This window comes from Bradyrhizobium sp. 139 (assembly GCF_023074175.1).
GTDB lineage: Bacteria > Pseudomonadota > Alphaproteobacteria > Rhizobiales > Xanthobacteraceae > Bradyrhizobium.
The window spans coordinates 135154-149442 of sequence record NZ_JADPKS010000107.1 but is presented as its reverse complement, the minus strand read 5'-3'; the positions used below and the strand labels follow the sequence as shown (position 1 = coordinate 149442).

13 protein-coding genes and 1 pseudogene are annotated in these 14289 nt (G+C 65.0%); 8 read left to right on the top strand and 6 right to left on the bottom strand.

All coding sequences use genetic code 11. From position 1 onward, the window contains the following. Nucleotides 1-144: 144 nt before the first annotated feature. Complete coding sequence (gene clpS, locus IVA80_RS24750; RefSeq protein WP_014494655.1) at nt 145-477, top strand: ATP-dependent Clp protease adapter ClpS; 333 nt, start codon at nt 145-147, stop codon at nt 475-477. 287 nt (nt 478-764) lie between these two features. After that, nucleotides 765-3176, top strand: coding sequence for an ATP-dependent Clp protease ATP-binding subunit ClpA (clpA, locus tag IVA80_RS24745; RefSeq protein WP_247436597.1), 2412 nt, complete (start codon nt 765-767; stop codon nt 3174-3176). Nucleotides 3177-3250: 74 nt separating this feature from the next. Here the strand turns inward: clpA and IVA80_RS24740 are convergent, their stop codons facing one another. The 4 genes and pseudogenes from IVA80_RS24740 to IVA80_RS24725 form a co-directional block, all read right to left on the bottom strand. After that, nucleotides 3251-4657, bottom strand: a complete 1407-nt coding sequence (locus IVA80_RS24740; RefSeq protein ID WP_247437080.1) for an MFS transporter — start codon at nt 4655-4657, stop codon at nt 3251-3253. A gap of 178 nt (nt 4658-4835) precedes the next feature. Beyond that, nucleotides 4836-5860, bottom strand: a pseudogene (locus tag IVA80_RS24735) (aldo/keto reductase). Between the two features lie 112 nt (nt 5861-5972). Further along, nucleotides 5973-6263: a hypothetical protein gene (locus tag IVA80_RS24730; RefSeq protein ID WP_247436594.1), complete on the bottom strand. Its 291-nt coding sequence runs from the start codon at nt 6261-6263 to the stop codon at nt 5973-5975. Between the two features lie 50 nt (nt 6264-6313). After that, nucleotides 6314-7270, bottom strand: a complete 957-nt coding sequence (locus IVA80_RS24725) for a helix-turn-helix domain-containing protein (RefSeq protein ID WP_247436592.1) — start codon at nt 7268-7270, stop codon at nt 6314-6316. Between the two features lie 194 nt (nt 7271-7464). Between IVA80_RS24725 and IVA80_RS24720 the strand changes: the two genes are divergently transcribed. Together IVA80_RS24720 and IVA80_RS24715 are read left to right on the top strand one after the other, a co-directional pair. After that, nucleotides 7465-8481: a carbon-nitrogen hydrolase family protein gene (locus IVA80_RS24720; protein WP_247436590.1), complete on the top strand. Its 1017-nt coding sequence runs from the start codon at nt 7465-7467 to the stop codon at nt 8479-8481. Nucleotides 8482-8509: 28 nt separating this feature from the next. Next, nucleotides 8510-9553 (top strand): phenylacetaldoxime dehydratase family protein, encoded by a 1044-nt coding sequence (locus IVA80_RS24715; protein WP_247437078.1) that lies wholly within the window; start codon nt 8510-8512, stop codon nt 9551-9553. Nucleotide 9554: 1 nt separating this feature from the next. On the opposite strand, the gene IVA80_RS24710 is transcribed toward IVA80_RS24715, so the two are convergent. Then, nucleotides 9555-10193 carry an HAD family hydrolase gene (locus IVA80_RS24710; RefSeq protein ID WP_247436588.1) on the bottom strand — a complete coding sequence of 213 codons (639 nt, stop codon included), beginning with the start codon at nt 10191-10193 and terminating at the stop codon, nt 9555-9557. Between the two features lie 69 nt (nt 10194-10262). Beyond that, nucleotides 10263-11339 carry a TRAP transporter substrate-binding protein gene (locus IVA80_RS24705; RefSeq protein WP_247436586.1) on the bottom strand — a complete coding sequence of 359 codons (1077 nt, stop codon included), beginning with the start codon at nt 11337-11339 and terminating at the stop codon, nt 10263-10265. A 100-nt stretch (nt 11340-11439) separates the two neighbouring features. On the opposite strand from IVA80_RS24705, the gene IVA80_RS24700 reads away from it, so the two are divergent. The 4 genes from IVA80_RS24700 to tsaA all read left to right on the top strand — a co-directional run bounded on the left by IVA80_RS24700 (nt 11440) and on the right by tsaA (nt 14268). Continuing rightward, nucleotides 11440-12399, top strand: coding sequence for a lytic transglycosylase domain-containing protein (locus tag IVA80_RS24700; protein WP_247436584.1), 960 nt, complete (start codon nt 11440-11442; stop codon nt 12397-12399). Between the two features lie 258 nt (nt 12400-12657). Next, nucleotides 12658-13398, top strand: a complete 741-nt coding sequence (locus tag IVA80_RS24695; protein WP_247436582.1) for an AzlC family ABC transporter permease — start codon at nt 12658-12660, stop codon at nt 13396-13398. Then, nucleotides 13395-13745, top strand: coding sequence for an AzlD domain-containing protein (locus IVA80_RS24690; RefSeq protein WP_247436580.1), 351 nt, complete (start codon nt 13395-13397; stop codon nt 13743-13745). The genes IVA80_RS24695 and IVA80_RS24690 overlap by 4 nt, the downstream gene beginning before the upstream one ends. Nucleotides 13746-13776: 31 nt before the next feature. Further along, nucleotides 13777-14268, top strand: coding sequence for a tRNA (N6-threonylcarbamoyladenosine(37)-N6)-methyltransferase TrmO (gene tsaA / locus IVA80_RS24685; protein ID WP_247436578.1), 492 nt, complete (start codon nt 13777-13779; stop codon nt 14266-14268). The last annotated feature ends 21 nt before the right edge of the window (nt 14269-14289 follow it).

Here is a 14289-nt window from a genome sequence, read left to right as displayed (position 1 = left end):
GCGGCGCGCCCGTGCAAAGCTCCGAAGACGGGGCAGCTCGGCTGACCGTCACTCGCTTCCGTGGGGAATTTGAACGCCTGAGCCATGCCGCACCTGACTTCCAGACCAGACCTGTCCGCGCCAGCCGCCGCCCACGCTCCTCGCATGAGCAATGACGAGAACCGTTCGGGCGGACCGACGGGTCCGAATACCTCTGTCATCACCAAGGTCAAACCGAAGACCAAACGGCCGAACCTGTATCGTGTGCTGATCCTGAACGACGACTACACGCCGATGGAATTCGTTGTCCATGTGCTGGAGAAGTTCTTCCAGAAGGACATCGAGGCCGCGACCAAGATCATGCTGCACGTCCATCATCACGGCATCGGCGAGTGCGGCGTGTTCACCTACGAGATCGCCGAGACCAAGGTGACCCAGGTGATGGACTTCGCCCGCAAGCACCAGCATCCGCTGCAATGCGTGATGGAGAAGAAATAATACGCCTCGCGGCGCGTTTCGCAGACGATCTTTGCGTATGTCGCGGTGTGATCGTCGCGTGATGCCTGCGCGATGTCCGTTTCGACCGACCAGCGTGCGAAAATCTGTCCACGCGCCGATCCCGCCCAAATCGGAACGGGTTTTGCATCGAAAATACCCCAGGCATGTCGCCGCCGAGTCGCGGAACCGGTCTTTCGCCGCGATCTTGTATAACTATATGTGACAAAGGTTGTTGTTGCCTGACCGGGTGATGGCGATCATGATGGTGGGGGCCATAGAGGACGCGAATGCCGACTTTTTCCCAAAGCCTTGAACAATCCCTGCATCGTGCACTGGCGATCGCAAACGAGCGTCATCACCAATACGCGACGCTCGAGCATCTTTTGCTCTCCTTGATCGACGACTCCGATGCAGCCGCCGTCATGCGCGCCTGTAGCGTCGATCTCGACAAGCTCCGCACGAGCCTCGTCAATTATCTTGAGACCGAATTCGAAAATCTGGTGACGGATGGCGCCGACGATGCCAAGCCGACCGCCGGTTTCCAGCGCGTGATCCAGCGCGCGGTGATCCACGTGCAGTCGTCCGGTCGCGAAGAGGTGACCGGCGCCAACGTGCTGATCGCGATCTTCGCCGAACGCGAGAGCCATGCCGCGTATTTCCTGCAAGAGCAGGACATGACGCGCTATGACGCCGTCAACTACATCAGCCATGGTATCGCCAAGCGGCCGGGCGTCTCCGAGGCGCGGCCGGTGCGCGGCGTCGACGAGGAGACCGAGGCCAAGGGCAACGAGGACGCCAAGAAGAAGGGCGAAGCGCTCGATACCTATTGCGTCAACCTCAACAAGAAGGCGCGCGACGGCAAGATCGATCCGGTGATCGGACGCAATTCCGAGATCAACCGCGCGATCCAGGTGCTGTGCCGCCGGCAGAAGAACAATCCGCTGTTCGTGGGCGAGGCCGGCGTCGGCAAGACTGCGATCGCGGAGGGCCTTGCCAAGCGCATCGTCGACAGCGAGGTGCCGGAGGTTCTTGCGGCTGCGACCGTGTTTTCGCTCGACATGGGCACGCTGCTCGCGGGCACGCGCTATCGCGGCGACTTCGAGGAGCGCCTGAAGCAGGTGCTGAAGGAGCTCGAAGCGCATCCCAACGCCATTCTGTTCATCGACGAGATCCACACCGTGATCGGTGCGGGCGCGACGTCGGGCGGGGCGATGGATGCGTCGAACCTGCTCAAGCCGGCGCTTGCCTCGGGCACGATCCGCTGCATGGGCTCGACCACCTACAAGGAATACCGCCAGCACTTCGAGAAGGACCGCGCGCTGGTGCGGCGCTTCCAGAAGATCGACATCAACGAGCCGACGGTCGAGGACGCGATCGCGATCCTCAAGGGGCTCAAGCCTTACTTCGAGGACTACCACCGGCTGAAGTACACCAATGAGGCGATCGAGGCCGCGGTGCAGCTCTCCTCGCGCTACATCCACGACCGCAAGCTGCCCGACAAGGCGATCGACGTGATCGACGAATCCGGCGCGGCGCAGATGCTGGTGGCCGAGAACAAGCGCAAGAAGACCATCGGCATCAAGGAGATCGAGACCACGATCGCGTCGATGGCGCGGATCCCGCCGAAGAGCGTGTCGAAGGACGATGCCGAGGTGCTGAAGCATCTCGAGCAGACGCTGAAACGCACCGTGTTCGGCCAGGACAAGGCGATCGAGTCGCTCGCCGCATCGATCAAGCTGGCGCGTGCCGGCTTGCGCGAGCCGGAGAAGCCGATCGGCTGCTACCTGTTCTCGGGTCCGACCGGCGTCGGCAAGACCGAAGTGGCAAAGCAGCTCGCGGCCTCGCTCGGCGTCGAGTTGTTGCGCTTCGACATGTCCGAATACATGGAGCGGCACACCGTGTCGCGCCTGATCGGCGCGCCTCCCGGCTATGTCGGCTTCGACCAGGGCGGCCTGCTCACCGACGGCGTCGACCAGCATCCGCATTGCGTGGTGCTGCTCGACGAAATCGAGAAGGCGCATCCCGACCTCTACAACGTGCTGCTCCAGATCATGGATCACGGCCGGCTCACCGACCATAACGGCAAGCAGGTCAACTTCCGCAACGTGATCCTGATCATGACCACGAATGCGGGCGCGGCGGATCTCGCCAAGCAGGCGTTCGGCTTCACCCGCTCGAAGCGGGAAGGCGACGACCATGAGGCGATCAACCGGCAGTTCGCGCCGGAATTCCGCAACCGTCTCGACGCCGTCGTCTCGTTCGGCCATCTCAGCGTCGAGGTGATCGGCACCGTCGTGGAGAAGTTCGTACTCCAGCTCGAGGCACAGCTCGGCGACCGCGACGTCACCATCGAACTGTCCGAACCCGCCAAGACCTGGCTGGTCCAGCATGGTTACGACGAGCAGATGGGTGCACGTCCCATGGCCCGCGTGATCCAGGAGCACATCAAGAAGCCGCTGGCCGACGAGGTGCTGTTCGGCAAGCTGAAGGGCGGCGGCCACGTCCGCGTCGTCCTGGTCAAAGAGGAGGCCGACGAGAGCAAGGACAAGATCGGCTTCGAGTTCCTCGACGGCCCGGTCACGCCGAAGCAGGAGAAGCTGCCCGGCACCCGCAAGCGTCCGCCGGGCAAGTCCAAGCCGGGCGGCGGTTCCGGCGGCTCGAAGGGGCCGACCTCGAAGGGGCCGCTGGTCAAGGCTTGATCGCGAGAGTCTTGAATTGAAAGGGCCGGCTGAAAAGCCGGCCTTTTTGTTCGGAAAACCTGTGCGGTGTCCCGCTAATCGCCGCGCAGGCGCTGGTCATCTTGCACGCGCACGTGCTCGGCGCCGCGCGCGCCGGTGGGCGACAGCCGCAGCATGCTCAACACAGCGCCGCAGAGCGCGAAACCAACGCCGGTGAGCAGCGCGATCCTGGTTCCCTCCAGTGGATAGCGGCCGAGGAACAGCGCCACCAGCGCCGCGCCCGTGGTCTGGCCGAGCAGCCGTGCCGTGCCCAGCATGCCGCTGGCGCCGCCGGCACGCTCGCGCGGGGCGGCGGCGATCATGGTGCGGTTGTTGGGCGTCTGGAACAGGCCGAACCCGGCGCCGGCCAGCGCCATGCGCCAGATCACGTCGAACGGCGTCGGGCTTGCGGGCAGGAAGGCGAGCGCGCCGAGGCCGCAGGCGAATAACGTGAGCCCGATGCCGCCGAGCAGGCCGGCCGGATAATGCTCGACCAGGCGGCCGGCGAGCGGGGCCGCAAACGCCACCGCGATCGGCCATGGCGTGATCAAGAGGCCCATATGCACGGCCGAATAGCCGAAGCGGCTCTGGAGGTAGAAGGGGATCGCGACGAAGGCCAGCATCTGTCCGCAGAACGAGGCGATCGAGGTCGCAATCGACAGCGCGAACACCGGGATGCGCAACAGGTCGACCGGCAAGAGCGGCGAAGTCACGTGAGTTTCGCGATAGATCAGCAGCGCGCCTGCGATGATGGCGATTGCGAATTGAACGAGACAGGTGATAGCGGCCTCGCCATGACCGACGCTATCGACGGCCGCGATGCCGACGCCGAAGGTGATCGCGGACAGCCCGGCGCTCTGCCAGTCGAAGGAATGGCTGGCGAGGCTGGTGTGCGGCAGGCTGCGCAAGCCGAGCACCAGCGTCACCGCGCCGAGCGGGACGTTGATGGCGAACAGCCAGGGCCAGCTTCCGACCGCCAGGATGCCCGCGGCAAGCGTCGGCCCGACCGCGGCCGAGAAGGCGACGACGAGCGCGTTGATCCCGATGCCGCGGCCGAGCTGGCTGCGCGGATAGGTGAAGCGCACCAGCGCCGCGTTGACGCTCATGATGCCGGCTGCGCCGAAGCCCTGGATGATGCGGGCGATCGTCAGCATCGGCAGCGTATGTGCCAACGCGCAGAAGGCGGATGCCAGCGTAAACAGTACGAGCCCGGCCAGATAAACGCGGCGATAGCCGACGATCTCGCCGAGGGAAGCGAGCGGCAAGAGCGAGATCGTGATCGCGAGCTGATAACCGTTGACGATCCAGATCGAGAAGGCCGGGCTTGCATCGAGGTCGGCCGCGATCGTGGGCAAAGCCACATTGGCGATGGCGCTATCGACCACCGCCATGATGATGCCGAGCGCAATCGTCAGCACCGCCCGGCTGCGCTGGGGCTGCGGCAGGCCGTCGGCATGCTCGATCGGGGCGAGCTTGGTTAGGGCCGTGATTCATCTCCGGATTAGAAATTGCAGGATGGATCGCAACCCGGCAGGACACGGACAGTTCCTGTGCGGGAAGCTGTCCTTCCGGCACAGGAAAATGGGCCGGGACCGCTTTCGAGGGGGCTGAGGCGCCCAGCGGCCGGGCAATTGACCGTCTCTACACCGCCGGCGGATTGCGATCGGTGAAGGTCGTGCGCTGGTGCCAGTACGGATAGGGCAGCGTCACTTTGCTGGCCGCATCGAGCTTTCCAATCTGGTCCTTGGTCAGCGACCAGCCGACCGCGCCGAGATTTTCGCGCAACTGTGCCTCGTTGCGCGCGCCGATGATCAGCGTCGAGACCGTCGGACGCTGCAGCAGCCAGTTCAGCGCAATTTGCGAGACGCTCTTGCCCGTTTCCTTCGCGACCTCGTCGATCGCGTCCACGACCCGATAGACGTGCTCGTCCGGCACGGGCGGTCCGAAATCGGCCGTCTTGGGCAGGCGGCTCACTTCGGGCTTTGGCTGGCCCCGGCGGATCTTTCCGGTGAGACGTCCCCACCCGAGGGGCGACCAGATCACCGCGCCGAGCCCCTGGTCCAGGCCGAGCGGCATCAGCTCCCATTCGTAGTCGCGCCCGATCAATGAATAGTACGTTTGATTGGCGACATAGCGCGGGAAGCCGTGCTTGTCGGCAACGGAGAGCGCCTTCATCAGGTGCCAGCCCGAAAAGTTCGAGACGCCGACATAGCGGATCTTGCCGGCGCGCACGAGCACATCGAGGGTCGCAAGCACCTCTTCAGGCGGGGTGAACGCGTCGAAGCCATGGAGCTGAAACAGGTCGATATAGTCGGTGCCGAGCCGGTTCAGCGAAGCATCGACGGCGGCGAGCAGATGCTGCCGTGAGGAGCCGATGTCGTTGGGCCCGTCGCCGAAGCGGAACGTTGCCTTGGTCGAGACCAGAACCTTGTCGCGGCGGCCTTTGATGGCCTCGCCAAGAACGCGCTCGGACTCGCCGAGCGAATAGACATCGGCGGTGTCGAACATCGATACGCCGGCATCGAGGCAGATGTCCAGAAGGCGGCGCGCTTCGGTCGCGTCAGTCGTCCCCCATGCCGCGAGGCGACCGACGCCGCCGAAGGTGCCGGTACCCAGGCTCAAGCGGGCACCATGAGGCCTGACCGGCCCAAGCGTCGGTATTCCATCGATAGGCTCCTCGGCTGGCCGCGGATTGATCTCTGCGACCTTAGTGCCGAATGGTAATTCAAGCAGGCGCCGCGTCCTATTACGCGCTCACATACCGGCCTTGCTTCGGAGCTAGTCGTGCAGGAGCATGTCGTCGAATGCCGTGTCGGCAACGTGCGGGCCGATCGTTCCTGCGGAAGGCTGCGTTTCGATCCGTGTTGCGGATGAGGGAAAACAGGCGGGATCGCTGTCGCGCACCTGCCGCGGCAGGAGCGTCAGGCCCCAGCCGGTCAGGACCAGCACCGCGAGTCGGATCGCGATCACGCCCAGCAACAGCTCCGATCCGCTTATCGTCGCGTGAGTCCTCATGCGCGCCAGACTGGTGCAGGCTGCCGGATCTGGCAATCTGGAATTGCCGAGCATTGCCTTCGCCCGGAGCGAAGGCTCCAGGTGATGGCTGACTGGAATGGATGTCAATGCCGCAACTGGCTCTGTCTGAAGTCGCGCGGCGACATCCCGAAATGCTCGCGAAAGACGCGGCCGAAATGCGAGAGATCGTTGAAACCCCAGGCGAAGGCGATCTCGCTGATGTGGCGGTGGACGAGCACGGGCGAGGCGAGATCGCGCTTGCACTGAGCGAGGCGCTCGGCCAGCACGTAGCGCTGGAACGAGGTATCCTCGTCGGCGAGGAGATCGTTCACGTAGCGCGGCGAGATACCGAGCGCGGCGGCGGTCTCCGACAGCGACAGGTCGGGATCGGCGAGGTGGCCGCGGATATGCGCCTTCAGCCGGTAGAGCAGGGCGGAGCGATGGGTCGAGGACGGCAGCGATGTCGTGCCGAGCCGTTCGCTGAGCGCCAATGCCAGGAGATCGACTGCCTGCTCCGACAGCGCGGCGGCGTTGTTCGGCGTGAGCCGGTCCGCGCTCTGGCAAAGCTTGAAGATGAATTCGCAGGTGAGCCGTTCGAGCGGAACATCGGCGCCGAACGATATCGCGGTCAGCGCCTCGGTGCCGTCCAGACGCCGCCGTAACATTTCGCGCGGTACTTTGAAGATCGTCTGCGTGAAGGTGTCGTTGAACTTCAGCTCGTAGGGACGCGTGGTGTCATAGAGCGCGAACTCGCCGGGATGGACCACGGTCTCGCGGCCGTCCTGCACCACGCCTCCGTCGCCGCGATTGCCGAGCGCGACCAGGACAAAATCCTGATCCGAACGCGCGATGCGGGAAGGCGTCCGAAACACGTGCTGGCGGTCGGAGCAGACCTCGGAGCACACGGCCTTGCCGAGTGGCGCCTGTGTGACCGAGCCGCGAAAGGCGCTGCCGAGGTCGGACTTGCAGTCGAGCCCGACGAAGACGTCGCAGACGATCTCCTGCCACAGAGCCAGCCGCCGGTAGCCGGGGCTGCCGTCCGTCGTGAACTGGATTGGCATCTGAACAGCCTCCCTTTCACATCCTGCAAACCGCATATCGGCGCAGATCAGCCTGACCGAAGGCAAGTCCTGTACCGGTCGCAATTCCGCGCAGTCGAGTTTTTGTTCCACTGCGGTCGAGCGCCCGGCCGCGCGGCTTGGCCAAATAGAGTGCATCGGACGTGGCTTCCGATCAACCGGCAATGGAGGCGGCAATGGGCATCGAACATCCGAAATACAAGGTCGCGGTGGTGCAGGCGGCGCCTGCCTGGCTCGATCTCGACGCGTCGATCGACAAGTCGGTCGCGCTGATCAGGGACGCCGCCGAGAAGGGCGCCAAGCTGATCGCCTTTCCCGAGGCCTTCATCCCCGGCTACCCCTGGCATATCTGGATGGATTCGCCGGCCTGGGCGATCGGCCGCGGCTTCGTGCAGCGCTATTTCGACAATTCGTTGTCCTATGACAGTCCGCAGGCCGAGAAGCTGCGCGATGCCGTGCGGAAAGCGAAGCTGACCGCCGTGATCGGCCTGTCCGAGCGCGACGGCGGCAGTCTTTATCTGGCGCAATGGCTGATCGGGCCGGATGGCGAGACCATCGCAAAACGCCGCAAGCTGCGGCCGACGCATGCCGAGCGCACGGTCTATGGTGAGGGTGACGGCAGCGATCTCGCTGTCCACGCCCGGCCCGACATCGGCCGTATCGGCGCGCTGTGCTGCTGGGAACATCTCCAGCCGCTGTCGAAATACGCCATGTACGCCCAGAACGAGCAGGTGCATGTCGCGGCCTGGCCGAGCTTCTCGCTCTACGATCCCTTTGCACCGGCGCTCGGCGCCGAGGTCAACAATGCCGCCTCGCGCGTCTATGCCGTGGAAGGCTCCTGCTTCGTGCTCGCGCCTTGCGCGACGGTGTCGCAGGCCATGATTGACGAACTCTGCGACCGGCCGGACAAGAATGCGTTGCTGCATGTCGGTGGCGGGTTCGCCGCGATCTACGGCCCTGACGGCAGCCAGATCGGCGACAGGCTGGCGCCGGACCAGGAGGGGCTGCTGATTGCCGAGATCGATCTCGGCGCCATCGGCGTCGCCAAGAATGCGGCCGATCCCGCCGGGCACTATTCGCGTCCCGACGTGACGCGGCTGCTGCTCAACAAGAAGCGGTACCAGCGTGTCGAGCAGTTCGCGTTGCCGGCCGACACCGTCGAGCCGACGGATATCGCAGCGGCGGCGAGCTGATCGCCGGGATCGAGGGGAGGGTACGATGATGGAATCCGCAATTCCTCTGCATCTCGAGACCCAGCGCACGCGCCACAAGCGCGTGCCGGACGACTACCAGCCGCCATACCCGTCGTTCGTGGCGCGCTACAAGCCCGCCGTGAGCCGGGTCGTGATGGGCTATTTCGGTGTGCAGTATCGCGGCGCCGCGCCGACGGCTGCGACGGCGGCACTTGCGGAAATCGCGGCGCGGTTCGCTGCCGAGCGCGGGCCTTCGCATTGGGACCGCGCCCGCTACATCGACCAAGCCGGCTACGAGAACGTCGTCTCGGTTGCCTATTGGGACGACGTTGCGCGCTTCGGCACCTGGTTTGCACCGGTGCGCGAGGCCTGGACCGGCAAGGGGCGAGAGGACATCGCCACCTTCGTCGAGGTGCTGCGTCCTGCGCTCGCGCGGCACGAGACGCTGTTTTCCTCGCTCGAACGGCCCGAGGGCGTCGCCGCAATCGCCGATGGATTGAGCGGCGAGGTGCAGGAGCACGCCTATTGGGGCGGCATGCGCGACCGTATCCCGCTGTCTCAGACCGATCCGATGACGCCGGGCGACGATCCCGAGCTGATCCGCGACGGCGCGCGGCTTCGGGTCAAGGCGCACGACAATCTCTGCCTGATCCGCTCCGGGCAGGATTGGAGCGATACCGAGGCCTCGGAGCGAAAGCTCTACCTTGACGACGTCGAACCGCTGCTGCGCGAGGGCATGGATTTTCTGCGCGACGACGGGCTTGCCATCGGATGCTACGCCAATCGTTACATGCAGGTGCTCTCGGCTGACGGCAAAGTGAGCGAAAAATCTTACGGCCAGAGCTGGTGGAAGAGCCTCGCTGCACTGGAACGCTGGGCGGAGTCGCATCCGACCCATGTCAAGATCTTCGGCGCGGCGATGAAGTACCTGTCGACGCTCGGCCCATCGGCAAAGCTACGGCTCTATCACGAGGTGACGGTGGCGACTGCGGATGAGCAGTTCTTCGAATATCTGAACTGCCATTCGAAGACCGGCATGCTGGCGGCGGTCGAGACCGTCGGCGCCTCATAAATCAAGCTGCGCAATGCCCGAGCAGCTCGGGATGCGCGGCGCAGATGTGATGTGCGCCGGCTTCCTTGAGCTCGGCCTCGCTGCCGTAGCCATAGAGCACGCCGATTGCGGTCATGCCGTTGGTGCGGGCACCGATCACGTCGTGGCTGCGGTCGCCGATCATGATCGCGCTGCCGGGATCGACCTTCGCCTCGTCGAGCGCGTAGCGCAGCAGGTCGCGCTTGTCGACACGCGTGCCGTCGAGTTCGGAGCCGAACACGCGCTCGAAATACGGCTTCAGGCCGAAATGATCGACGATGCGGATGGCGTAGACCGCGGGCTTGCTGGTCGCCACGAACATGCGCGGCGTCGTCGCGGCAAGCGTTGCCAGCGTGTCCATGATGCCGGCATAGGCCTCGTTCTCGAACAGGCCGACATCGCTGAAGCGCTCGCGATAGAGCAGCAGCGCCCGGTCGGCGAGTTCCTCGCTGCCCGTGAGCTTCTTCAGGCTGGCATGCAACGGCGGGCCGATGCACCAGGTAAGCTCGTCCTCGCTCGGGACTGCGACGCCCAGCCGCTCCAGCGCGTACTGGATCGAGCGCGTGATACCGGGCTTGGGGTTGGTGAGCGTGCCGTCGAGATCAAAGAAGATTGTCGCCATGCGCCTCGGTCCGCGGTTGATCCCGCCCCGTTGCTAGTTGGATCGGCTTTCAAGTCAAGACCCGATGCGTCATTGCTGCCGGGCCCATTCGACGAGCGCAGCGGCGTCCGTGCCGGCCCGTGCCTCCCAATCGGTGATTGCAGGCGTTGCCGCCTTTCGGAGCGCGGCGACGAGGGATGGCGGCGCAGGTTCGGCGATGCGGACGCTATTGTCGCGCATGCGCGCATGATTTTCGGAGGTGCGATGGGTCAATAGCGCGAATTGGCTTTGCTCGGTCTCGGCCGCCGCGGCCAGCACCTCGCGCTGCATCGGCTCGGACAGTTCGGCAAGTGCGTCGCTGCGGACGAAGGCGATCGAGACCGGCATCGCGTAGTTGATGGCTGTAAAGTAGGGCAGGAAGTCCCAGAGTTTGCGTCCCGCGCCGCCGTCGCCGGAGGTGAGGAACGCATTCAGCCGGTGCTCCCTGAGTCCGGCGAGCGCCGCGTCCATCGGCAGGAACTGTGCATTCGCGCCGGCCGCACGCATGACCTCGCTGGAATTGGCGTCATAGGCTCGCAAGTTCAGTTTCGGCAGGTCGTCGGCGCCTTCGAGCGCATGGTCCGACCAGAGGCCCGTGGCCGGCCAGATCGTGACATAGAGCAGCTTGAGGCCGCGCGCCGCGAGCGCCTTTTCGTAGAGCGGGCGCGCCCGCAGATTGGTGGCGCGGGCGAGGTCGGCCGATTGCACCAGGAAGGGCAGGGTGGACAGTCCGAGTACCGGGTCGAGGCCCGAAAGCGCGCCCGCGAAGGCATCGCCGCCAGCGATCCGGCCATCCAGCGCGGCGCGCGGCATCTCGCCCGAGCTGATCTTGAGGTCGTTGTCGAACGCGTTGGCCACGCTCACGAAACCGTTTGTGCGCGCCGCGACGCGATCGGCGAAGGTGGTGAGCCCGATCCCGGAGATGTTATTCTCTGGGTATTCCGTGGTCATCCGCCAAGTGACTTGAGACACGACTTGAGACGTGACTTGAGACGTGACTTGAGACGTGACTTGCGGGTTCACTTGCGCGGCGGCCGGCGCGACGCTCAGGAGAAGAGCGACAACGGCAAGGAAGGCGTGGATCCGTTTGGCGGGGTGACGCATTGGGTGAGGCAGGTCAGGCAGCATATTGGCAACTCGCATAATCATGGCACGATGCCACAATCTGGCAGATCATCTTGTTGCATGCCGCACCGGCGGGCGCCATCGTCATGCCTGCACGCGATGGATGCAGATTGCATCGCGCATCATCACCGCGCTGCTTGTCTCGGTGACACAGGCGGCGGCGTGGGACAGCTCGCCTGCAAAGACTGACGTCGCCGTGCCGAGCGTCGAACAGCTCGCGACGTCGCCGGCGAAGCCTGCCGATGCGCGCGAGAGCGACACGCGGGAGTCGATCTGCCTGATCATCGAGGCCGCCGCGCGGGATGCCAATCTGCCGCTGGAATTCTTTGCCCGCGTGATCTGGCAGGAGAGCCGCTTTCAGACTGATGCGGTGGGCCCGGTGACGCGCAGCGGCGAACGCGCGCAGGGGATCGCACAGTTCATGCCGGGCACTGCGAACGAGCGCGGGCTGCTCAACCCCTTCAATCCGGTGCAGGCGCTGCCGAAGTCGGCGGAGTTTCTGAACGAGCTGCGCAACCAGTTCGGCAATCTCGGACTTGCTGCCGCGGCCTATAATGCCGGGCCGCGACGGGTGCAGGAATGGCTTGCCGGCACCGGCGGCATGCCGGAGCAGACGCGCAACTATGTTCTCGCCATCACCGGCGCAACCGTCGAGGCGTGGGCCAAGGCAGGCAGCACGGGCAAGGGGCCGTCAAGCGCCCCGCCGACGAGCTGCCGCGACCTCATGGCGCTTCTGAAGCGCGCGCCGAATGCCTTCGTCGCCGAGCTCGAACAGCATGTGGAGCTGGCTGCCGCAAAGGTCTGGGGCGTGCAGCTCGCCGCCGGATTCGACCGCAACAGGGCGCTGGCAATGTATTCGCGCGCCGTCACGCGGCTGAACACCGTGATCGGCGATCGCGATCCGAGCCTGCTAAGCTCGGTGATGCGCAGCCGCGGTACGCGCGCATTTTATCAGGTGCGCATAGGTGCCGATACGCGCAGCGAGGCAGATGATCTCTGCAACCGCATCCGCAAGGCGGGCGGTGCCTGCTTCGTGCTGAAGAACAGGGGTGTGAGCGGGTAGGGGGCGTCTGTGTCTCCTCTTGTCATTCCGGGGCGCGCCTCCTTGGGCGCGAGCCCGGAATCCATTGGACCGCGGGGACGGCTGCATGATGGATTCTCAGATGCGCAATTGCGCATCATAGCTCGCGACTTCGTCGCGCCCGGAATGACGGGGATAGTGTTGGCGCGCGCATGCCAGCCCCGCCTCGCGCTTCCTTGACGCCAGCGGCCACATTGCCCGTTATGCGGCCACGATTTCGTAACTCTAGCCGAACCTCCCGTGGCGCTTCCTCCACTCGATTCACCTCAATGGCAAAGTCCCTGGCGCGCCTTTGCGTGGGGGCTGCGCTCGATCACGCAGACGATCCTCACCGTCGTGCTGTTCGTGACCTATCTCGGCATCGGCGCGCTCGCCCACGACAGCCATTTCAGCCTGGCCTGGGCGCTCGCCTCGACGTTGTTCGTCTGGGCCGGTCCAGCGCAGATCATTCTGATCACCACGCTCGGCTCCGGCGCCACCATCATTCAGTCGGCGGTCGCGGTAACCGTCAGCGCCATCCGCCTGTTTCCGATGGTGGTGTCGGTCTTGCCGCTGATGCGCACGCCGACGACGAAACGGCGCGAGATGATCTTTGCTGCCCATCTCACAGCCGTGACGCTCTGGGTCGAATGCCATCGCTTCCTGCCGCAGGTGCCGCGCGAGCGGCGCATCGCCTTCGTCCATGGGCTCGGCTGCGGCCTCGTCTCGGTGTGCCTCACCGCCAACACGGTTGGCTATTTCCTCGCCGCCAATCTCACGCAGACGCTGGGTGCCGCGATCCTGCTGCTGACGCCGCTGTCCTTTCTGTTCTCGACCGCGCGCAACAGCCGCGAGGTCGCCGACGTCGTCGCGCTGACGCTCGGGATTTTGCTTTATCCGCTGGCCGCGAAGATGAACTCCGGCCTCGACATCCTCGTCAGCGGCCTCGTGGCGGGTACGATCGCGTATGGCGTGCATTGGTGGCGGGAGGTGCGCGCATGAGCTTTGCGCAGCTCATCGGCGACTGGCATGCGCTGGCGGTGCTGTTCGTCGCAGGCGTCGTTCCGAACCAGATATGGCGCATGCTGGGCCTGTGGTTCGGCGGTGGCATCGATGAGGGCTCAGAGCTCCTGGTCTGGGTGAGGGCGGTCGCCACCGCCATCCTGGCCGGCGTCATCGCCCAGATCGTGGTCGAGCCGCCGGGGGCGCTTGCCAGCGTGCCTGATGTCCTGCGCTACGGCGCGGTCGGCGCAGGCCTCGTCGTCTTCCTGCTGACCGGCCGCTCGATCTTTGCAGGCGTGGTGACCGGCGAAGTCTTCATGCTGGCCGGCAAGTGGTGGTTGGGCTAAAACCATCGGCGAACAGCAAGGAACTGGAAATATGGTTCGCGAAAACGAGCTCCGCGAGGGCGAGGTCGCCATCGAGCTGCCGTCGACGGAGGATGCTGGCCTCGTCTTCATCGGCCGCATCCGCACGCCCTGGACCTCGCGGATGGAGACGCCGCGCCAGGGCCGCGCCGACGGCCCGATATGCCGCCTCGAGATCTTCGAGCCGTTCGTGGCGGCCATCAAGGGCGTCGATTTCTACAGCAATCTCGAAGTGCTCTACTGGCTCGACAAGTCGCGCCGCGACATCGTCCTGCAAAGCCCGAAGAACAACGAGAAGACCCGCGGCACGTTCTCGCTGCGCTCACCGGTCCGGCCCAACCCGATCGGCACCTCGATCGTCAAGCTCGTCGGCATCGAGGGCAATGCCATTCTCGTGCGCGGGCTCGACTGCATCGACAACACGCCGCTGATCGACATCAAGCCGGATCGTTGCGAATTCACGCCGCTGGCCGCGCCGCAGGCGGGTGATTTTCAGGCGGAGTGAAGCCTCTCCTCCGTCATTGCG